Annotated in this window: 18 protein-coding genes and 1 pseudogene; 13 read left to right on the top strand and 6 right to left on the bottom strand. The window is 68.9% G+C overall.

Going from position 1 to position 21,164, the window contains the following annotated elements:
* Positions 1 to 194: 194 nt before the first annotated feature.
* The gene (locus tag HWX14_RS11685) at positions 195 to 353 is read left to right on the top strand and encodes a hypothetical protein (protein WP_175882859.1); all 159 of its coding nucleotides are present in this window, start codon (positions 195 to 197) and stop codon (positions 351 to 353) included.
* 47 nt (positions 354 to 400) lie between these two features.
* Positions 401 to 3,166 (top strand): magnesium-translocating P-type ATPase, encoded by a 2,766-nt coding sequence (gene mgtA, locus HWX14_RS11680; RefSeq protein ID WP_175882858.1) that lies wholly within the window; start codon positions 401 to 403, stop codon positions 3,164 to 3,166.
* Between the two features lie 109 nt (positions 3,167 to 3,275).
* Here mgtA and HWX14_RS11675 read toward each other — a convergent pair whose 3' ends face one another.
* Together HWX14_RS11675 and HWX14_RS11670 are read right to left on the bottom strand one after the other, a co-directional pair.
* Positions 3,276 to 3,560: a transcriptional regulator gene (locus tag HWX14_RS11675; protein WP_175882857.1), complete on the bottom strand. Its 285-nt coding sequence runs from the start codon at positions 3,558 to 3,560 to the stop codon at positions 3,276 to 3,278.
* 71 nt (positions 3,561 to 3,631) lie between these two features.
* Positions 3,632 to 4,507, bottom strand: a complete 876-nt coding sequence (locus HWX14_RS11670) for a LysR substrate-binding domain-containing protein (protein WP_175882856.1) — start codon at positions 4,505 to 4,507, stop codon at positions 3,632 to 3,634.
* Positions 4,508 to 4,553: 46 nt separating this feature from the next.
* Here HWX14_RS11670 and HWX14_RS11665 point away from each other — a divergent pair, with 46 nt between their 5' ends.
* The 6 genes from HWX14_RS11665 (at position 4,554) to HWX14_RS11640 (ending at position 9,015) form a co-directional block, all read left to right on the top strand.
* On the top strand, positions 4,554 to 4,838 hold the full coding sequence (locus tag HWX14_RS11665; RefSeq protein ID WP_244130205.1) for a hypothetical protein: 285 nt from the start codon (positions 4,554 to 4,556) through the stop codon (positions 4,836 to 4,838).
* Between the two features lie 198 nt (positions 4,839 to 5,036).
* Positions 5,037 to 6,119 carry a serine hydrolase gene (locus tag HWX14_RS11660; RefSeq protein WP_175882855.1) on the top strand — a complete coding sequence of 361 codons (1,083 nt, stop codon included), beginning with the start codon at positions 5,037 to 5,039 and terminating at the stop codon, positions 6,117 to 6,119.
* Between the two features lie 44 nt (positions 6,120 to 6,163).
* The gene (locus HWX14_RS11655; RefSeq protein ID WP_175882854.1) at positions 6,164 to 6,397 is read left to right on the top strand and encodes a hypothetical protein; all 234 of its coding nucleotides are present in this window, start codon (positions 6,164 to 6,166) and stop codon (positions 6,395 to 6,397) included.
* A gap of 73 nt (positions 6,398 to 6,470) precedes the next feature.
* Positions 6,471 to 6,926 (top strand): MarR family transcriptional regulator, encoded by a 456-nt coding sequence (locus HWX14_RS11650; RefSeq protein ID WP_175882853.1) that lies wholly within the window; start codon positions 6,471 to 6,473, stop codon positions 6,924 to 6,926.
* 68 nt (positions 6,927 to 6,994) lie between these two features.
* On the top strand, positions 6,995 to 7,558 hold the full coding sequence (locus HWX14_RS11645) for an isochorismatase family protein (protein WP_175882852.1): 564 nt from the start codon (positions 6,995 to 6,997) through the stop codon (positions 7,556 to 7,558).
* The gene (locus HWX14_RS11640; RefSeq protein WP_175882851.1) at positions 7,555 to 9,015 is read left to right on the top strand and encodes a DHA2 family efflux MFS transporter permease subunit; all 1,461 of its coding nucleotides are present in this window, start codon (positions 7,555 to 7,557) and stop codon (positions 9,013 to 9,015) included. Before HWX14_RS11645 ends, HWX14_RS11640 begins: the two co-directional genes overlap by 4 nt.
* 35 nt (positions 9,016 to 9,050) lie before the next feature.
* On the opposite strand, the gene HWX14_RS11635 is transcribed toward HWX14_RS11640, so the two are convergent.
* A complete protein-coding gene (locus tag HWX14_RS11635; protein ID WP_175883562.1) occupies positions 9,051 to 9,650 on the bottom strand; it encodes a LysE family transporter in 600 nt (199 codons plus the stop codon).
* A gap of 101 nt (positions 9,651 to 9,751) precedes the next feature.
* Between HWX14_RS11635 and HWX14_RS11630 the strand changes: the two genes are divergently transcribed.
* Positions 9,752 to 10,627 carry a LysR substrate-binding domain-containing protein gene (locus tag HWX14_RS11630; RefSeq protein WP_175882850.1) on the top strand — a complete coding sequence of 292 codons (876 nt, stop codon included), beginning with the start codon at positions 9,752 to 9,754 and terminating at the stop codon, positions 10,625 to 10,627.
* 49 nt (positions 10,628 to 10,676) lie between these two features.
* Here HWX14_RS11630 and HWX14_RS11625 read toward each other — a convergent pair whose 3' ends face one another.
* A complete protein-coding gene (locus HWX14_RS11625; RefSeq protein ID WP_175882849.1) occupies positions 10,677 to 12,395 on the bottom strand; it encodes a SulP family inorganic anion transporter in 1,719 nt (572 codons plus the stop codon).
* A gap of 359 nt (positions 12,396 to 12,754) precedes the next feature.
* On the opposite strand from HWX14_RS11625, the pseudogene HWX14_RS36875 reads away from it, so the two are divergent.
* Positions 12,755 to 13,035 (top strand): annotated as a pseudogene (locus HWX14_RS36875) (hypothetical protein); the annotation flags it as partial.
* On the opposite strand, the gene HWX14_RS11620 reads toward HWX14_RS36875, so the two are convergent.
* On the bottom strand, positions 12,950 to 14,371 hold the full coding sequence (locus tag HWX14_RS11620) for a PLP-dependent aminotransferase family protein (RefSeq protein ID WP_175882848.1): 1,422 nt from the start codon (positions 14,369 to 14,371) through the stop codon (positions 12,950 to 12,952). The pseudogene HWX14_RS36875 and the gene HWX14_RS11620 sit on opposite strands and share 86 nt — an antisense overlap.
* A gap of 152 nt (positions 14,372 to 14,523) precedes the next feature.
* Between HWX14_RS11620 and HWX14_RS11615 the strand changes: the two genes are divergently transcribed.
* Positions 14,524 to 16,848, top strand: coding sequence for an FdhF/YdeP family oxidoreductase (locus tag HWX14_RS11615; RefSeq protein WP_175882847.1), 2,325 nt, complete (start codon positions 14,524 to 14,526; stop codon positions 16,846 to 16,848).
* Between the two features lie 12 nt (positions 16,849 to 16,860).
* Entirely contained in the window at positions 16,861 to 17,781 is a 921-nt protein-coding gene (locus tag HWX14_RS11610; RefSeq protein ID WP_175882846.1) for a bestrophin family ion channel, read from the top strand.
* 24 nt (positions 17,782 to 17,805) lie between these two features.
* Here HWX14_RS11610 and HWX14_RS11605 read toward each other — a convergent pair whose 3' ends face one another.
* The gene (locus HWX14_RS11605; protein ID WP_175882845.1) at positions 17,806 to 19,836 is read right to left on the bottom strand and encodes an FUSC family protein; all 2,031 of its coding nucleotides are present in this window, start codon (positions 19,834 to 19,836) and stop codon (positions 17,806 to 17,808) included.
* Between the two features lie 146 nt (positions 19,837 to 19,982).
* On the opposite strand from HWX14_RS11605, the gene HWX14_RS11600 reads away from it, so the two are divergent.
* Positions 19,983 to 20,885, top strand: coding sequence for a LysR family transcriptional regulator (locus HWX14_RS11600; RefSeq protein WP_175882844.1), 903 nt, complete (start codon positions 19,983 to 19,985; stop codon positions 20,883 to 20,885).
* Positions 20,886 to 21,164: the final 279 nt, after the last annotated feature.

The following is a 21,164-nucleotide window of genomic DNA, read 5'->3' as shown; positions in this document are numbered from 1 at the left end:
ATTAGCGGCCAGATCCCCCGCCGAATTTTCGATGTTGTCGAATGCATGCGACGCGCCGTCGCGCGCGTGCGTTCGTGTTGCGCGTGGCGCCAGCCGCGTGCGCTCTCCGTTCGCGTGCCGTCCGGCCGCGCGCCTCGTTGCGCGCGCCGCTGCCGATCGCCCGTGCCGACTATCCGCAACTGACAGGAGTGCAGATGAACTCAGACGACAGTAGTCGATTACCGCTCGCCGGTGCGACGCTGCGCATCGACATGCCGTGCGCATCCTGCGCGCCGGCGAGCGTTCCCGCCTTTACCGATCCACAGCCGATCGCGCCTGACGCGACGCGGCGGGGAGCGCTCGTGCGTCGATAACGTCACGGCCGCTCCCCGCCCGCCGCCTCGTGCGCAAGGAGCGACTCATGACGACACGACACAATACCTCGCACAAGAAACAGCGCGGCTTCATCAAGGCCGGCGCCGGCCAGCAGAACGACCCGCGCATCATGCGCGCCGCGCAGGAAGCGGCTCGCCCGCTCGAAGCCACGCTGAAGGCGCTGCGCACCAGCACGCGCGGCCTCACCTACGACCAGGCCGCCGACCGCCTGCAGCATGACGGCCCGAACGAAATCGCGCACGACAAGCCGCCGCACTGGACCCGCCAGTTGCTGCTGTCGTTCCACAACCCGTTCGTCTACGTGCTGCTGGTGCTGGCCGCCATCAGCTTCTGCACCGACGTCTATTTCGCGGCGCCCGACGATCGCGATTACGTCGGCATGACGATCCTGCTGACGATGGTCACGATCAGCGCACTGCTGCGCTTCGTGCAGGAATTCCGTTCGCTGCGTGCGGCCGAGAAGCTCAAGGCGATGGTCCGCACGACGGCGACCGTGCAGCGCGCCATGACCGACACGTCGGAACCGACGCGCCGCGAGGTGCCGATGCGCGAAGTCGTGACCGGCGACATCGTGCATCTTTCCGCCGGCGACATGATCCCCGCCGACGTACGCCTGCTCGCGTCGCGCGACCTGTTCATCAGCCAGGCCGTGCTGACCGGCGAGGCGCTGCCCGTCGAGAAGTACGACACGCTCGGCGCGGTGGCCGGCAAATCCGCTGGCACGCACGCGGCCGGCGCGGCCAACGACGCATCGGCGTCGCTGCTCGATCTCGAGAACGTCTGCTTCATGGGCACCAACGTCGTCAGCGGCACGGCGACGGCCGTCGTCGTCGCGACCGGCGAAGACACGTACTTCGGCTCGCTCGCGCGCAACGTCGTGAGCCACAAGCGCATCGAGACGAGCTTCGACCGCGGCGTCGCGAGCGTGAGCTGGCTGCTGATCAAGTTCATGTTCGTGATGGTGCCGATCGTGTTCATGATCAACGGCCTGACCAAGGGCGACTGGCTGAGCGCCCTCACGTTCGCCCTCGCGGTGGCCGTGGGCCTCACGCCCGAGATGCTGCCGATGATCGTCAGCGCGAACCTCGCGCGCGGCGCGGTCGCGATGGCGCGCCGCAAGGTCGTCGTCAAGCGGCTGAACTCGGTGCAGAACTTCGGCGCGATGGACGTGCTGTGCACCGACAAGACGGGCACGCTCACGCAGGACAAGATCATCCTCGAACACCACCTCGACCTGTCCGGCCACAAGAACGAGGACATCCTGCGGCTCGGCTGGCTGAACAGCTTCCACCAGAGCGGCCAGAAGAACCTGATCGACATCGCGGTCGTCGCGCGTGCCGACGAGATCGGCGACCGCGTGAAGCCGCAGGGCTACAAGAAGATCGACGAACTGCCGTTCGACTTCGTGCGGCGGCGCCTGTCGGTCGTCGTCGAGGATACGCATGGCACGCACCTGCTGATCTGCAAGGGTGCGGTCGAGGAAATGCTGGCGGTGTCCACGCACGTGCAGGATGAAGACGGCGTGCGCCCGCTCGACTTCGTGGCCCGCAAGCGGCTGCTCGAACAGGCCACCGCGTACAACGAGGACGGCTTCCGCGTGCTCGTGCTCGCGACGCGCACAATTGCGCGCGGCGACGAACGCGCGCAATACCGCACCGCCGACGAACACGATCTCGTCGTGCGCGGCTTCCTGACCTTCCTCGATCCGCCGAAGGAATCGGCCGCGCCGGCGCTCGCCGCGCTGCGCGAGAACGGCGTCGCGGTGAAGGTGCTGACGGGCGACAACCCGACCGTCACGATGAAGGTGTGCCGCCAGGTCGGCCTCGAACCCGGCAAACCGATGCTCGGCACGGAAATCGAAGCGCTCGACGATGCCACGCTCGCGCAGGTGGTCGAACGCACGACCGTGTTCGCGAAGCTCACGCCGCTGCAGAAGGCGCGCATCGTCAAGGCGCTGCAGGCGAACGGCCACACGGTCGGCTTCCTCGGCGACGGCATCAACGACGCGCCCGCGCTGCGCGACGCGGACGTCGGCATCTCCGTCGACAGCGGCGCCGACATCGCGAAGGAAACCGCCGACATCATCCTGCTCGAAAAGAGCCTGATGGTGCTCGAGGAAGGCGTGATCAAGGGCCGCGAGACGTTCGGCAACATCCTCAAGTACCTGAACATGACCGCCAGCTCGAACTTCGGCAACGTGTTCTCGGTGCTCGTCGCCAGCGCGTTCCTGCCGTGGGAGCCGATGCTCGCGACGCAGCTGCTGGTGCTGAACCTGATCTACGACACGTCGCAGATGCTGCTGCCGTGGGACAAGATGGACCCCGAGTTCCTGAAGAAGCCGCGCAAGTGGGAAGCCGGCAACATCAGCCGCTTCATGCTGTGGGTCGGGCCGACGTCGTCGGTATTCGACATCACGACGTATATCCTGATGTGGACCGTGTTCGGTGCGGGCGCGCTGTATCACCTGAACGGCGGCACGAGCGGCCAGATCGTGATGAATTCCGGCTGGTTCATCGAGAGTCTCGTGTCGCAGACGCTCGTCGTGCACCTGCTGCGCACGCAGAAGATCCCGTTCCTGCAGAGCACGGCGTCGCTGCCGGTGCTGCTGTCGACCTTCACCGCGATCGCGATCGGCTGCTGGCTGCCGTTCTCGCCGTTCGCGGACGCGATCGGCTTCATGCACCTGCCAGGCACCTACTGGCTGTGGCTCGCCGCGACGATGGTCGGCTACATCGTGCTCGCGCAGATCGTCAAGACGATCTACGTGCGTCGCTACAAGCAGTGGTTTTGATCGCGCGCGGATGACGACGTGCCGGCCCGTGCGTCACCCGCGCGGGCCGAACGATCCGATCCGCCGTCGTTCGGTGATGAACAGGCCGCATCCGCGGCCTGTTTTTCAATCATTGGGCGTCGTTCGCGCCGAACAGCTGCGCGCACACCGCGCGCCCTTCGTCGGTCAGCGCAGCGCTGCCGGTACCGTCCTCGTTCAGTGTCGTCGCGCTCAGGCCGGCGGCGTCGAGCTGCGTCAGCACGCGCCGCAGCGTGCTCATCGGCAGTTGCGTGCGCTTCGCGATCTTCGGCAGCGACCACGTCTTGCCGGCCGGATCGTTCGCGGCTTCGTTCAGCGTCGCGAGCGTGGCGACGAGTGCGGGATCGAGCGGGGATTCGTCGGTTTCTGAAGTCATCGGTTCGGGTTCGTCGGCCGGCGTCGGGCCGGCATGCAGGGAGACAACGATCGCGGACACTATACGCCGCGTCACGCGCCCTTGAGCGCGGCGCGCATGAACGACACGAAACGCGTGGTGACGGGATCGTCGCGTTCGGCCCGCCACGCGAGCCCCACGCGCCACTTCGCGTCCCGGCCGTCGAGCGGCAGCACCGTCGCGTCGCGCAGCAGATACTGCGCGCTCGACGGGATGAACGCGACGCCGACGCCGGCCGCGACCGACGTCAGCACCGACTGCACGTCCTCCGCCTGCTGCATCACGTGCGGCACGAAGCGGCGCTCGACGCACCACCGGTCGATCTGCGCGGCCAGCCCCGGGCCACGCGCACGCTGCAGCGCGATGAAGCCGATCTCGTTGAGCACGTCGAGGTTGGCCGGTACCCGCTTGAAGCCGAGATGCGGCGGCACCGCGAGCGCGAGCGCTTCGTCGGTCACCTTGAACGACGACAAGCCTGCGTCGGCAGGCAAACGCAGGAAACCGGCGTCGAGCTTGCCGGCGTGCAGCCGGCGCGTCTGTTCGGACGACGACAGGTCGCTCAGCGTCACCGCGATACCCGGATTGCGACGACGGAATTCCGCGATCAGTTTCGGTACGAGCGTCAGCACGGACAGGCAGATGCCGAGCCGCAAATGGCCGCGCTGGCCGCTGGTCGCTTCCCGCGCACGCGCCAGGATTTCGTCGGCATCGCGCACGAGCGCCTGCGCGTCGGGCAGAAAGCGTTCGCCGAACGGCGTCAGTTCCGCGCCATGGCGGCCGCGCTCGAACAGCTTGCCGCCGAGGCTCGCCTCGAGCGCGCCGATCTGCTTGCTGAGCGCCGGCTGGCTCATGTGCAGCGCATCGGCCGCACGGCTGAAATGGCACAGCTCGGTGACCGTCAGGAACGTGCGAAGCAGTTTCAGTTCCATTCTTTAACGGAATCATAACGATCGAAAGATTCATTTTACCGATCGAATGCAATGGCGTTCAATACGGACATGCCCCTTCCCGGAATTCACTTTCATGTCCTTCGATCCAGTGGCCGACTGCGTGGCCGAGCCATCCTCCGATGTCACGGACGCAAGCGAATGCGCCGTTGCCGTCGATGCCCGCGCACCGAAGCGTCGCGCCGAACGCACGGACGGGCGCAGCCGCCGCTTTCGCTTCGGCGATGCGCTGGAAGACGCGCCGCCACGCGCGGTAACCGGTTCGATCGCGCTCAGTTTCGCGGTCGTGTCGCGGCGGAACTGGCCGCGCTGAACCGCGTACCGGCCCGCCTTTCACCCCATGCGTACCGCTTGCGCGGCAGCCCGAAAACGATCGAAACTCCCCCGCATTAAGCGTCATTGCGCGTCATCCAATCGTCATCGCCCCGCGATCGACCGTATAATTTCCCGCACCCGCTGACCGCCCATGCATTCCGCGCAGCCGCATCGCGCGTGAAAAGGAGACTTTCGCTTGACCGGCCTCATCGCGCGCGTGCCTCGCGCCCGGACCACCCTGATCCTCGCCCTGTCGTTCCTGCTGCTCGCATTCGCCACCAACGCGTCCGCGCAACGCGTGCAGCCGCATCGCACCGCCCATGCGCAGCCGCATGCACACACGAAGGCCGTCAAGAAGAAGCCCCATCGCAAGAAAAAGGCCGTCAAGCATCGCCGCTCGCGCGTGACGCATCAGGCGGCCAAGCGCCACGCGGCACCCGCGCCGCAGCAGCGACGCGCGAAACGCACGACCGCCGTGCGGGCGCGCCCGCCCGCGAAACCGAAATTGCTCGCCCGTTGCGGCTATACGCCGCGCGCGGCCGGTTCGCTGCATTCACGCGCGGCCTACGTGCTCGACGTCGATTCCGGCACCCCGCTGCTGGCGCGCAACGCACGCACCGTGCGGCCGATCGCGTCGATTTCGAAACTGATGACGGCCGTCGTCGCGCGCGATGCCGATCGTCCGCTGAACGGCGTGCTGCGCGTGACCGCGCACGATCGCGACATGATCAAGTTCACCGGTTCGCGCCTGCAGGTCGGCTCGGAACTGTCGCGCCGCGACATGTTCCATATCGCGCTGATGTCGTCGGAGAACCGCGCGGCCGCCGCGCTGAGCCGCGACTATCCGGGCGGGCGCGCGGCGTTCGTGAAGGCGATGAACCGCGAAGCGCGCCGGCTCGGCATGCGGCATACGCACTTCCGCGAACCGACCGGCCTGTCGCCGCACAACGTGTCGACGGCCGAGGATCTCGCGCGGCTCGTCGGCGCGGCCGCGCAGGATCCGCTGATCCGCTATTTCTCGACCGATCTGTCGACCACCGTGCGCCCCGGCGACGGCGAACTCGTGTACGTGAATTCCGATCCGCTCGTGCGTTATCGCCGTCTGCCGATCCGGCTGCAGAAAACCGGCTTCATCAACGAATCGGGGCACGGCGTCGTGATGCGCATGCGCGTGAAAGGCCGCCGCGAAACGGTCGTGCTGCTCGGCGCGCCAACGCGTGCCGGCGTATCGAGCGACGCCATCCGAATCCATCGCTGGCTGTCCTGTTCGATCCAGTAAACGCACACGGGCAGCCGGCACGTTCACGCCACGGGAGCAACGCGATGCAGCACGAATACCGCTTCAACGCCTTCGGCCGGCTGCTCGCCGTGCTGCGCACGGAGGGCCGCTGGGCCGTGTTCGACCTCGGCGCCGAAGGCAAGCGGCGCCCGGCCAATCTGCACATTCCGCCCACGCTCGCGGCGGACGAACTCGGCCAGTACCTCGGCGATCTGCTGCACGAAAACGCAACCCCGCGCTACAACGAAGTCGTACCGGTCCCGCATCGACGTCCGTAATCGCGCGCCAGGCAGCACCGCCGGTCGGCGATCAATTCGACAGTTAAACTTGCAAGTTTAACTGTCGTGATCTATGATTTGCCGCATGAACCCGCCACGCAAACCCGGCGTTTCCGCCGAAACCGTCGCCGCCGACCTGACCCTCGCGGTCGGCCAGCTCATCCGCCGGCTGCGCTCCGAGATCGATTCCGGAGGGCTCGGCATGTCCCAGACGAGCGCGCTCGCGCGGCTCCAACGGCACGGGCCGATGACGACCGCCGATCTCGCGCGCGCCGAAGCGATGAAACCGCAGTCGATGAAGGCGATCCTCGCGAGCCTCGAGGAAGACGCGCTCGTCGAGCGCGAGCCGCATCCGACCGACGGCCGCCAGATCCTGTTCAAACTCACCGCCGCCGGCCTCGATGCACAACGCAAGCGCCACGCTGCGAAACACAAGTGGCTCGGCGCCGCGATCGAACAACTCGCTCCGCAAGACATCGACACGCTTGCCGCAGCCATCTCGCTGATTCGCCGCATCGGCGATCAATGAACCCGGCCCCGAGCGCCACGCGGCATGCGCGCGCACGGCTTTCTTCGCCCATTTCCCGGAGTCCCATCATGAGCGCAACCCGTCTCGACACGAATACGGCACTGGTCGTCATCGACCTGCAGAAAGGCATCGTCGCCCTCCCCACCGCGCACCCGGTCGCGCCGGTGATCGCCCACGCCCGCGAACTGCTCGACGCCTTCCGCAGCCGCGGCCTGCCGGTCGTGCTGGTCAACGTCGCCGGCGGCGCACCCGGCCGCACCGAGCAATCGCCGCCCGTGGCGCAGCTTCCCGCCGACTGGACCGAACTCGTGCCCGAACTGAACCGCCAGCCGAGCGATCACGTCGTGACGAAGCGGACCTGGGGCGCGTTCACCGGCACCGGTCTCGACGCGCACCTGAAAGCAGCCGGCGTCACCCAGATCGTGCTGACCGGCGTCGCGACGAGCATCGGCGTCGAATCGACCGCGCGGCAGGCGCACGAACTCGGCTACAACGTGACGCTCGCCGTCGACGCGATGACCGACCTGAACGCGGACGCACACGCGAACAGCATCGAGCGGCTGTTCCCGCGCCTCGGCGAAACGGGCACGACGCAGGACATCGTCGCACTGCTCGACCGGCGCGGCGCGTGAGGGACGAACGCATCCAGCCGGCGCCGGGCCACGCGGCCGGCCGGCTCGATCCGTCGATCTGGAAAGTCAGCGCGGTCGCGACGCTCGGCTCGCTGCTGTCGCAACTCGATGCGACGATCGTCAACGTATCGCTGTCGAGCCTCGCGACCGATCTGCATGCCAGCCTGTCGACGATCCAGTGGGTGACGAGCGGCTACCTGCTCGCGCTGACGCTGGTGCTGCCGCTGAGCGGCTGGCTCGTCGACCGCATCGGCGCGAAGGCGCTGTACCTGTGGTGCTTCTCGGCGTTCACGCTCACGTCGGCGCTGTGCGGGCTCGCATGGTCCGCGCCGTCGCTGATCGTGTTCCGCGTGCTGCAAGGCGTCAGCGGCGGCTTGCTCGCGCCGATGGCGCAGATGATGATCGCGCGCGTCGCCGGCCAGCAGATGGCACGTGTGATCGGCTACGCGGCTGTCCCCGCGCTGCTCGCACCGATCCTCGGCCCGGTCGTGGCCGGCGCGATCCTGCAGCACGCGTCGTGGCGCTGGCTGTTTCTGGTGAACCTGCCCGTCGGCGCGCTCGCACTCGCACTGGCCGTGCGGTTCCTGCCCGCCGACCGGGACGCTGCGCCGCGGCGCGCACTCGACTGGATCGGCCTCGCGTTGCTGTCGCCGGGCCTCGTGCTGTTCCTGTACGGCGTCGAGCGGATCGGCTCGGCGCCCGGCATCGCGGCGCTCGCGGGTTCGGCGCTGCTGCTCGTCGCGTTCCTGCGCTTCGAGCGCCGCCAGGGCGAACATGCGCTGATCGATCTCGCGCTGTTTCGCTCGCGCGTGTTCGGCGCGGCAGCCGGCACACAGTTCCTGTCGAACGGTGCGATATATGCCGGCCAGATGCTGATTCCCGTGTTCCTGATCCAGGCGTGCGGGCGCTCGCCGGGCGAGATGGGCTGGCTGCTCGCGCCGCTCGGGCTCGGCATGCTCGTCACCTATCCGTCGATGGGCGCGCTGACGAGCCGGTTCGGCGTGCGCCGGCTGGCCGCCGGCGGCGCCTTGCTCGCACTCGTCGCCACGCTGCCGTTCGTGTTGCTCGCGCTGACCGGCTACGATCCACTCGTGCTGGTACCGGCGCTGTTTCTGCGCGGCATGGGCCAGAGTGCGATCGGCGCGCCGTCGATCGCCGCCGCGTATGCATCGGTCGAGCGACACGACCTGCCGATGGCGACCACGTCGCTCAATATCGTGCAGCGGCTCGGCGGCCCGACGTTCACGACGATCTGCACACTGTTTCTCGCGTGGCGGCTGCAGGCCGAATCGGTCATGGCCGGCGGCACGCAGGCCGTCGCGTACGCGTGGGCGTTCGGCCTGCTGTGCGCGCTGCATGCGGCGAGCTTCGTGACGACGCTGCGGCTGCCGCTGCGCTCGGCCGGTGCCGGCGCCGGCGAGCGACGGGCCGGCAACGCCCCGGCCGGTTCGCGCTGAACACGGGCCGCACCGCACCGCGGCGCGACCTTCCGCTACGGCAGCCACATCGGCACGATCGACGCCGCGAGCAGCACGCCGAGCCCCGCATTCAGGCAACGCCACTGCCGCTCCGTGCGCAACACGCGGGCGAACAGCAACCCGGCGAAACACCACAGCGACAACGACGCCATCGCGGCCACGCCGAATGCAAAGCCGAGCAGCACGCCGAGCCGCGCCGGCCCCGACGCGAGCGCCGCGAACGACGCGGCCGCGCCGAGCGTCATCGCCCAGCCTTTCGGGTTGTGCCACAGCATCCACACGCCGCTGACGAACCCTTGCGGCCGGTGCACGTCGACATCGAGCCGCGGCTTGCCGCCACGTCCGATGCGCACGGCCAGCCACAACAGGTACGCCGAGCCGACCGCCTTCATCCCGAGCTGCAACGCGGGCAGCGCGAGCAGCACACTGCCGAGCCCGGCTGCGGCCGCCGCCGCCATCGACGCGAGGCCCGCCGCAATGCCCGCCATCAGCGGCAGCGAACGCCGATAGCCGAAATGCGCACCCGATGCGGTCGCGAGCGTCGTCGCGCCACCGGGCGTCACGGTGGACACGATCACGAACAGCACCAGCGGCAGATAGTCGTGAAGCGGCACGAGGGCTCCCGGTTGTCTTGTCGTCATTGAAGCCCCGTTTTTACCCGCGATTCCGTCATTACGACAGCGAAAGCTTTTTATGCCTGCCATTAGCATTCATAATGCGATGCATGGTACGCAATCTCGACCTCGCGCTGCTGCGCGCATTCGTCTCGGTCGCCGATCATCGCAGCATGACGGCGGCCGGCCGCGCGCTGCACCTGACGCAAGGCGCGATCAGCCAGCAGGTCGCGCGGCTCGAAATGCTGTCGGGTCCGCTGTTCGTCCGCGAGCATCGCAACCTGCTGCTGACGGCGGCCGGCGAACGGCTGCTCGAACAGGCGCGCCGGCTGCTCGCCGTTCACGATGCGCTGCTCGCCGATCTGAGCGCCGGGGCGGTGGAAGGCGCGGTGCGTCTCGGCGCGCCGCAGGATCTGGTCGGCACCTGTCTCGCGCCGATCCTGAAAAGCTATGCGCACGCGCATCCGCAAGTCGCGCTCACGCTCGTGTGCGCGGCATCGCCCGAGCTGCGGCGCGGCCTCACGCACGGCGACCTCGACGTCGCGCTGATCGAGGCGCCGGTCGGATCGCCGCGCGGCGAATGCATCGCCGTCGACCGGCTGGTGTGGGTCGGTGCGAAAGGCGGCACCGCGCATCGGCACTCGCCGCTGCCGGTATCGATGGTCGCGCAGACCTGCGCCTTCCGCCCGACGGTGCTCGACGCACTGCGCGGCTGCGATCGCCCGTGGCGCACCGTGTTCGAGAACGGCAGCTTCGATGCCACGGCCGCGACCGTGCGCGCCGATCTCGCCGTGACCGTCTGGCTCGCGTCCACCGTGCCGGCCGACCTCGACATCCTGCCGGCCGGCAGCGGCCTGCCCGCGCTGCCGAATTTCTCGATCAACCTGCATGTGCCGCGCGGCCAGCACACGCCGGCCGCGACGGAACTGGCCCGCTGCCTGCGTAACGGTTTCGCCCGCCTGCGCGCGGTCGCGTAGCGCCGCCGCGCCAAGGCCGGTTCACGCTAATGACAGGCTTGCGCTGGCCCTACACCGTGCCCGGCTCCTGCGGCGCGGGCGTCGTGCCGGCCGCCTCCAGTGCCTGATGCAGCGTGGCGAAGACGCACGACGCGCCGACCACCTCGGTGATCCCGTGACGATCCATGTCCGCGCGCAGGTAGCGGTTCACGCGCCCGAACAGCACGCCGATGCCGCGCGCATGCAGCGCCCGGACGAGATCGGCCAAGGTCCGCGCGGCCGAATAGTCGACGTCGGTGATCGCACCCGCATCGACGACGAACCAGCGCGGCGGCACCGGCGCCGCATCGACGAGTTCGGTCACTTCGGCGGCGAACAGGTGATCGTTCGCGAAAAACAGGTCGGAGCCGAACCGGTAGACGATCAATCCGGGCGCCGTCATCGCGCCGCGCCGGGTGGGCACCGGCTGCCACCGCCCGTTGCCGGCGACGGGTTCGAGCACCATCGTGTGCGGCTGGTAGCTGTGGCGCACGTGCCGCATCAACGACAGTGCGACGGCCAGCAGGATCCCCTGCTCGACGCCGATCGTCACGACGGCCGCGGCCGTGATCAACGCGAGCGTGAATTCGCCGGGGCTTTCCTGGCGGATCGCCGCGAGGCTGCGCACGTTGATCAGCCCGAGCGCGATCGTGAACACGATGCCGGCCAGCACCGCATGCGGCAGATACTGCAGATACGGGCTGAAGAACAGCAGCACGATGCCCACGACGGCGGCGAACGCGAGATGCCCGATCTGGCTGCGCACGCCCGCGCCGTCGGCCATCGCCGTCTGCGTCGGGCTGCCGTTGACGACGAACGCACCGCCGAGCGCCGCCGCCGCGTTCGCGGCCGCAAGGCCGAGGATGTCGGCATTGGTGTCGACGTCCTCGCCGTACTGCTGCGCGAACACGCGCGCGGCGGCCGCGCTCTGCGCGATGATCATCACGAAGCACGAAGCGGCGACCGGCACGAGATCGAGGAACTGCTGCCACGTGACCGACGGCCAGCGCAACGGCGGCAGCCCGCCCGCCACGGGCCCGAGCACCGCGATGCCGTGCGCGGCGAAGCCGAACGCACTGCTCGCGGCGATGCTGCCCGCGACCGCGATCATCGGCATCGGCACGCGCGGCAGGAACCGCTTGCACGCGAGAATCGCGACGACGACGAGCGCCGCGAGCGCGAGCGTCGGCCGGTGCGCGTGAACGAGATGCGTGACGACGTAGTCGAGTTGCGCGAGGCTGCGCGACGCCGGGTGCGGCACGGACAGGCCGAGCATGTCGCCGAGCATCGCGATCGACACCTGCACGCCGACGCCGGCGAGAAAGCCGACCAGCACCGTGCGCGACAGGAAATCGGCGAGAAAGCCGAGCTTGAAGATGCGCGCGAGCAGCAGCATCGCGGCGGTCAGCAACGCGACCATGCCGGCGAGCGCCGCATAGTCGGCGCTACCGGCCGGCGCCATCGACGACAGCCGGCTCGCGAAAATCGTCGCGGTCGCGGAATCGGCGGCGACCACGAGATGGCGCGACGCGCCGAAGCACGCGAACGCAACGAGCGGCAGGAACACCGTGTAGAGGCCCGTGACGGCCGGCATGCCGGCGATGCGTGCGTAGCCGAGCACCTGCGGGATGTCCATCGATGCGAGCGAGATGCCCGCGAACACGTCGCGGATGGCGCCCGCGCGGCGGATCGGCAGGATGCCTTTCAGCAGCCGCACACGTGACGGACGGCTTTCGTTGGAATCTTGCATGCGTGAAATGCGTGAGGTCGGCGTGAAATCGAAGTGACGGGGCCACGAACGGGTGCGCAACGGTGTCGCGTGTCGCTCACCGTCGCCGGACGGGCCGCACGCCAACGCGCGCGGCACACCGACGGCGCGTGCGACGTCCGCATGATTGCATGGATCGCGGATCGCGCGCATCGAAACGCGAAGGCCTGCCGTCATGGCTTCGGGCCGATCGCGTCCCGGTGTATGCCGCATCCGGTAAGCGGCTCGCACGCGGGCTTGCGGTGATGTGGATTCGCCGCCCACCCATCACCTCGATGCAGAGGATACCTGCACAAAGGTGAGCCGATTCGGGAGCCGGTCGACCCGTCTTTACAGCACGCATTCCGCGCGAACTGTACTGCTTCGCGGATACGACGACGTGGGGCGACTACGAGACGATTCAGGCCGACCTGTTCGACCATCTGATCGCGGTGCTGCCGGCATTCGGGCTGCGCGTGTACCCGCATCCGTCGGGCTTCGACATGCGGCCGCGCAAGCCGGGCTGCACGCGCCTGCCCCCCGCCTGCCCCCAGCACTCACCGCACCGCGCATTCCGACGCGAGCCGCCCCAGCACCTTCAGCGCGTCCTCGATCTGCCGCGACCACGGGTAGCTGTAATTGAGCCGGATGAAATGCCGGTAATCGGTGCCGGCCGAGAACATGTGCCCGGGCCCGACCGTGATCCGCTGCGCGAGCGCCAGCGTATACAGCTTCATCGCATCGACCTGCGGCGGCAGTTCGACCCACAGCACGTACCCGCCCTGCGGCTGCGACAGCCGCGTGCCTTCCGGGAAGAAACGCCGCACCATCGCGCTCATCAGGCTCGCCTGCTGCGCATACAGCTTGCGCATGCGCCGCAGGTGAAAATCGTAGCCGTCGTGTTTCAGGTATTCGGCGATCGCGAGTTGCTCGATCGCGGGCGTCGCGAGCGTGTTCAGGAATTTCAGCTTCTCGACCTGGTCGCGATAACGGCCCGGCATCGCCCAGCCGATCCGGTAGCGCGGCGACAGGCTCTTCGTGAACGACGCGCAATGCAGCACCAGCCCGTCGCGATCGAACGACTTCAGCGCGCTCGGCGCCGTGTCGCCGAAGTGCAGCTCGTGATAGACGTCGCTCTCGATCGCCGGCACGCCGTGCTTCGCGAGCAGTTCGACCAGCGCGCGCTTGCGCGCATCGGGCATCTGGAAGCCCAGCGGATTCTGGAAATTCGGCATCACCATGCATGCGGCGATGCGCTCGCGCGCGAGAACCCGTTCGAGCGCGTCGAGATCGATGCCGTCGCCCGGGTGCGTCGCGACTTCGAGTGCGCGCATGCCCATCCGCTCGATCGCGTGCAGCATCGCGTAGAAGGTGGGCGACTCCACCGCGATCGTGTCGCCCGGCTTCGCGACGGCCTGCAGGCACAGGTTGATCGCCTCGGTCGCGCCGATCGTCATCACGATCTCGCCCGGCTCGACCGCGACCCCGCGCTCCGCATAGCGCCGCGCGATCTGGCGGATCAGCTCCTGGTTGCCGGGCGGCAGGTCGTCGATCACGCCCCAGCGCGTGCGCCGCCGCCCGATCGCCTGCGCATAGCGCGCGAGGCGTTGCACCGGAAACTGCGACGCATCGGGATACGGCGAGCCGAGCGGCACCGCGTCGTCGCGCGCGATCGAGCGCAGCGTCGACAGCACGAGCCGGCTCACGTCCACGGCCGACGGCTCGGCGGCGGGCGCCGAGATATGCAGCTCGGCCTCGGCCGGCGCCGCCGCGCGCGCCCGCACGAAGTAGCCCGACTGCGGCCGGCTTTCGATCAGGCCGCGGCTTTCCAGCACGAGGTACGCGCGCAGCACGGTCGTGACGCTGAGCTGCTGCTGCCGGCTCGCGTGCCGTACCGACGGAATCCGCTCGCCGGGCCGGTACACGCCCCGCTCGATCTGCGCCTGCAGTTCGTCGGCCAGTTGTTCGTAACGCTTCACGCGCCTCCCTTTCAACTTCCCTTCAGCAACACAGTTGCGATCCGCACTGTCTGAATGGCCGCAACTGTACTCTTTTTTGAAGTGAACAGGTGTACACACAGCCGCACGGGTGCCGCGCGTACTGTGCACGCATCGCCCCCGACACCTGCATCATGAAAAAGAAATCCGCCACCGCGCGCATCGAACCGTACACCCACCCGGCCGCCGGCTGGGGCGCGCTGAAAGCCGTCACGATCAACCTGATCAAGGAAAAGGTCGCCGGCGGCAACTACCGGACGCTGTTGCGCCAGAACCAGCCGGACGGCTTCGACTGCCCGGGCTGTGCGTGGCCGGACCGCCAGCACGCGTCGACGTTCGAATTCTGCGAGAACGGCGTGAAGGCCGTGGCCGCGGAAGCGACGAGCAAGCGCGTGACGCCCGAATTCTTCGCCGCGCACACGGTGACCGAACTGCTCGAACAGTCGGATTTCGAACTCGAACAGCACGGCCGGCTCACCGACCCGATGGTGTACGACGCGCAGACCGACCGCTACGTGCCGATCGCGTGGGACGACGCGTTCGCGCTGATCGCGCGCCACCTGCGCGCGCTGCCCGACCCGAACCAGGCCGCGTTCTACACGTCCGGCCGCGCGAGCAACGAAGCGGCGTTCCTGTACCAGTTGTTCGTGCGGCTGTACGGCACCAACAACTTCCCCGACTGCTCGAACATGTGTCACGAAGCGACGAGCCGCGGGCTGCCGGCGTCGGTCGGCGTCGGCAAGGGCACGGTCACGCTCGACGATTTCGAGCATGCGGACACGCTGCTGATCTTCGGCCAGAACCCCGCGACCAACCACCCGCGGATGATGGGCGAGCTGCGCGAGTGCGCGAAGCGCGGCGCGACGATCGTGTCGATCAACCCGCTGAAGGAGCGCGGCCTCGAACGCTTCGCCGATCCGCAAAGCCCGCTCGAGATGCTGACGATGTCGGGCACGAAGATCGCATCGACGTTCATCCAGCCGACCATCGGCGGCGATTTCGCGCTGATCAAGGGAATGGCCAAGCGCGTGCTCGAACTCGACGACGCCGCCCGCGCCGCCGGTGCGCCGCGTGTGCTCGACACCGCGTTCATCGACGCGCACACGGCCGGCTTCGACGCGTTCGCCAACGATCTGCGCGCCGAAAGCTGGTCCGCGCTGATCGCCGAAAGCGGCGTGCCGTACGAGCAGATCGACGCGCTCGCGCAGCTCTATGCGCGCAGCGAACGCGTGATCGCGACGTGGGGAATGGGCATCACGCAGCACAAGCATTCGGTCGCCACGGTGCAGATGCTGACCAACCTGATGCTGATGCGCGGCAACATCGGCCGTCCCGGCGCGGGCCTCTGCCCGGTGCGCGGCCACTCGAACGTGCAGGGCAACCGCACGGTCGGTATCGAGGAAAAGCCGTCGCAGGCGTTCCTCGACCGGCTCGGCCACGTGTTCGAGTTCGAACCGCCGCGGCATCACGGCTACGACGTCGTCGAGACGATCGAAGGGATGCTCGAAGGCCACGTGAAGGTGCTGATCGGCCTCGGCGGCAACTTCGCGATGGCGACGCCCGACACGCCGCGCACGTGGGAAGGCATGCGCCGCTGCGAGCTGTCCGTGCACATCACGACGAAGCTGAACCGCAGCCACCTGATCCACGGCCGCGACGCGCTGATCCTGCCGACGCTCGGCCGCACCGAGATCGACCTGCAGGACAACGTCGCGCAGGGCGTGACGGTCGAGGATTCGATGAGCATGGTGCACGTGTCGTACGGGATGAACAAGCCGGCGTCGCCGAACCTGATGTCGGAGCCCGCGATCGTCGCGCATATGGCGCACGCGCTGTTCGGCAGCGGCAAGATCGACTGGCTCGCCTACAAGGACGACTACGCGAAGATCCGCGATGCGATCGAGGCGACGCTCGACGGCTTCTACGACTACAACACGCGCATCGCGCGGCCCGGCGGCTTTCACCTGCGCGTCGCGTCGCGCGACCGCGAATGGCTGACGCCGACGGGCAAGGCGAACTTCATCGCGCACGCGCTGCCGACCGACACGCCGATCCAGCGCGCCCGCGCGCTGCACGGCGAGCGGCTGATGACGCTGATGACGACGCGCTCGCACGACCAGTACAACACGACCGTGTACGGGCTCGACGACCGCTATCGCGGCGTGTTCGGCCAGCGCCGCGTGGTGTTCGTCAACCGCGACGATCTCGCGATGCTGGGCCTCGCGGCCGGCGACTGGGTCGACATGGAAACCGTGTGGCACGACGGCATCGAGCGGCGCGCGAACGGCTTCCTGCTCGTCGAATACGACATCCCGCGCGGCTGCATCGGCGCGTACTACCCGGAAACCAACCCGCTCGTGCCGCTCGACAGCGTCGGCGACGTGTGCAACACGCCGACGTCGAAGTCGGTGCCCGTGCTGCTGCATCGCGCGGCCGCGCCGGCGTCGATCGCCGCCTGACGGAGCACGACGATGATCGTTCGTCCGCGCGAGCACTGGCTGCGGATGCTGCTCGTCTGGAACGGCTCGGTGCTGCCGACCATCCTGCCGCAGCTCGTGCTGACGCTCGCGATCAGCCTCGTCGCCGTGTGGGGCGGCGGCCGCGTGCTCGGCGAGAAGGTGCCGCTGAACCCGACGCCGTTCACGCTGATCGGCCTGACGCTCGCGATCTTCGCGGGGTTTCGCAACAACGCGAGCTACGAACGCTATCGCGAGGGCCGGCAGCTGTGGGGCGGCGTGCTGACCGCCACGCGCACGCTGGTGTCGCAGGCGCTCTGCTACGGCGCGGTCGACCGTGACGACGCGTCGCGCCGCGCGTTCGTGCGCACGGTCGTCGCGTTCGTCTACGCGCTCAAGCATCAACTGCGCGGCACCGATCCGGCCGCGGACCTGCGCGGGCTGCTCGACGGCGTCACCTATGAGCGCGTCGCCGCTTCCCGGTTTCGCCCGGTCGTCATCGTGCACGCGCTGCGCGAAGCGTTCGCCGCGCGCGCCGATGCGGGCCAGCTCGCCGACACGCGGCTGTGGATGCTCGATGCGCGCCTCGACGAGCTCGTCGCGATGGTGAGCGGCTGCGAGCGCATCGCATCGACGCCGATTCCGTTCTCATACGACGTGCTGCTGCACCGGACCATCTACGCATATTGCGTGCTGCTGCCGTTCGGCCTCGTCGATTCGATCGGTGCGGCGACACCCTTCGTCACGGTTTTCGTCGCCTATACGCTGATCGCGCTCGACGCGATCGCGCATGCGATCGCCGAGCCGTTCGGCGACGGGCCGAACCATCTCGCGCTCGATGCGATGACACGACAGATCGAGCGCACGCTGCTCGAACTGAACCGCGAGCCGCTGCCGGCCGAAGTGACGCCCGGCCCGTCGTACCGCCTCACCTGACGCGCTTCACCCGGCTCGCGCCGCTCAATCGCGGCGGCCGCGCAGGAAGCCGTCGTGCTCGGCGGTTGCGTCCGCGATCCGCCGCAGCAGGACGATACCGTTCAGCAACGCCTGCGCGGCGTCGCCGTCGCGCGCGGCCATGCGAGCGCGCAACAGGCGGGCCGCCGCGGCGCAAGTCTGTTCGAGCCGCGTGAAATCCGCCCGTGCGACGCGGGCGCGCACCACGGCTGCCGCGCGGCGCGCGGCCGGCTCGCGCGTGGCCAGTTCGGCGAGCGACAGCAGGCTGTCGCCGATTCCCCAGATCGCGAGCAGGTCGCGCATGTCGCGCTCGATCAGCGTCTGCGGCAGGCTGCCCGCGAAACCGAGCTCGCGCGCGAGACGGTCGGCCGTGCGGCTCAGCCACGCGCTTGCGTGCCATGCCCCCGGATCGCGCGCGATCTCCGCCAGATCGCGACGCATCGCGCGGTGCAGACGCCGCCGGCTCGTGCCTGGATCGCCGGGAAACACCAGCGCGAAGATCAGCGCGCCGAACGCGATGCCGAGCAGCGTCGCGAGCACGCTGTTCAGGAATGCGGCGTCGCCGATACGCGTCGTATTGTCCGGCGACGTGAAATTCCAGAAGAAGATCGAGAACGCGCTGCCCATCGCGGCCGTGCGCGGATGACGCATCGCAAGCCCGGTGCCGATCAGGAACACACCGAGGATGTAGGCGAGCATCTCGAAGCCCGACACCGCCGGCAGCAGGATGAAGTTGCAGACGACACCCGCGACCGCCGCCCCGACCGTGCCTTTCAGGAAGCCGACGGCCGCGCGCACCGAGTTCGGTCGCGTCGAGAACAGCGAGCCGACCACGGCCGTGATCGCGACGAACCCGCCGCCCGCCGGCCATGCGGTGACGATCCAGATCGTCGACGCGGCCAGCACCGCGATGAACGCACGCAGGCCGTTGTGCCACGCGAGCACCGGATCGCGGTGGAACGCGTAGCGCACCCGCGAAGGCGGCAGCTCGGGCCGGTCGAGCAACGCCTGGCTCGCGAAGGCGCGCTCGAACCCGCCGAGCAGCGCCGCCAGCCGGTCGAGCGTGAGCAGGCGCGACGTGTCCGGCGCAGCCGGCGCGGCGGCCTCGGCACGCAGCGCATCGCCCACACGTGCGCGCAGTGCGGCCATCCGCGGCGCCGCGTCGCCCGATGCGGCAATACCGTCGAGCACGCGCGCGGCCTCGTCGACCAGCGGGTCCGGCGCATCGTGCGCGCGCGCCGCGTGCTCGCGGATCGCCTGCGCGGCCGCCTGCGCCGTCAGCACGCCGAGCGCCGCCGCGCGCAAATGGCCGATCGCGCCGCGCACCGGCGGTGCGCCGGCCGCCGCATATTCCGCCGCGGTGTCGAGTTCGAGCGCGTCCGCGAACAGCCGGTGCGCGGCCGCGCCGTTCGGCTCGCGGCGCAGCGCGCCCGCGCCGACCGCCACCGCGCGCTCGAGATAGCGCGCGAGCCGCGTCCGGACATCCTGCAGCGGCGCGCCCGGCGCGAACACCGTGTCGAACAGCGCAGCGCACAGGATGCCGACCACCACGTAAAGAAACCGCGCGACCGCGATATCGAATGCGTGCAGCGGCGCCGATACCGCGTCCATCGCGACGATCGCGGCCGTATAACCGGCGAGCACCGCCGCATATGCGCGGAAATTCCGCTGGAACGTCGCGATGCCCGCGCACAGGCCGATCCACGCGGCCAGCGCCGGCAGGAACAGCTCGGGCGTCTGCGCGAACGCGCCGGTCAGCGCGAGCGCGACGGCCGCGCCGATCGCGGTGCCGAGAATCCGGTACTGGCTCTTCGACAGCCCCATCCCGCGGCTGCCCTGCGCGACGATCCACACGGTCGACGCGGCCCATTTCGGATCGTCGAGATTCATCCGGAACGCGATATAGAGCGCGAGCAGCGACGCGGCCGTATTGCGGAGCGCGAAGGCAAGCGCGCCGGGCGGCAGCGTCGGGCGCGCGTCGCGCAGCGCGGCCCGGACGGCCGCGAGCGGCGGCATGCTGGGGAAGGCGAATTTCATGCGGCGAGCATACGGTCGCGCGCCGGCCGCCACTACGGGGCGGCGGCGGGATGCGTTATTGCGCCGGGCGGGATAATCGGCTCGACCTGCAGCGATCCGGCCCGCGACGGTAAGATGCGCGCAGGCCGAACACTGAAACGAATCGCATGGACCTCGAGAGCATCCGGATATTCCTGCGCGTGGTGGAGCGCGGCAGCTTCACCGCCGTCGCCACGCAACTCGACATGCCGCTCAGCCGCGTGAGCCGCAAGGTCAGGCAGCTCGAGGACGACCTCGGCGTCCAGCTGCTCTACCGCACGACGCGCCGCGTGTCCGTCACCGAAGCCGGGCGCGACTATTACGAACGCTGCCTGCGCGCGGAGGAGCTCCTGCTCGACGCCGACCGCCAGGTGCGCGCGCTGCGCACGGAGCCCGAAGGCACGCTGCGCGTGCTGGTGCCCTACGCGATCGGCCTGTTCGAACTGGAACCGGCGCTCGCCGAGTTTCGCCGGCGCTACCCGCTGGTCCAGCTCGTGCTGATCTACGACAACAGCGCGCTCGACCTCGTCGAACACGGCTTCGACGTCGCGCTGCGCACCGGGGTGCTGACCGATTCCGGCTATGTCGCGCGCTCGCTCGGCTGGTCGCACGCGAAGTTCGCGGCGAGCCCGCACTATCTCGACCGCGCGGGCCGCCCGCACACGCCGCAGGATCTCGCCGATCACGACATCCTGTTCGTCGGCCGCGACACGCCCGGCCTGACGCTGCGCCTCACCAACGCAGCCGGCGACGTCGCCGACGTGCCGGTGCGGCCCGTGCTGATCTCGAACGAATCGGTCACGGTGCTGCGCCAGGCCGCGAGCGGCGGCGGCATCGCGCTGATTTCGACCCACTTCACCACGCGGCGGATCGAAAACAACGAACTCGAAATCGTGCTGCCCGACTGGCATCGCACCGACGACGTCGAGCTGCACGCGCTCTACCCGAAGCGCGCGACGCTCGACAGCAAGGTGCGCGCGTTCGTCGAATTCCTGACGGAAGTCTTTACCGCGTGGCGGACTGCGCCGTAAGGCCCGTAATCGATGCACGTCCGCTGCATTATTGCAGTGCAGGAAAGGAATTAATGAGCATGCGAGCGTTGATCGCCGCTCGCCGCATCGTTAGCCTGTGGCGATGAAAAACCACCACACACGCTACGGCAGCCACCTGAGCGCTGCCCGCCGACGCATCACGCGCGTCGCGCCTTCCTGACCGGCCTGCCCGCGTCCCGAAGCCCGTCACGGCTTCGCCGATCCGATTGAACGCCTGAACCGCACGCGGCGCGCGAGCGGCGCTCCGCTTGGCCGGCC

This window comes from Burkholderia sp. BCC0044, assembly GCF_902832955.1.
GTDB lineage: Bacteria > Pseudomonadota > Gammaproteobacteria > Burkholderiales > Burkholderiaceae > Burkholderia.
The sequence above is the reverse complement of the archived record's forward strand: the minus strand, read 5'-3'. Positions and strand labels throughout refer to the sequence as shown.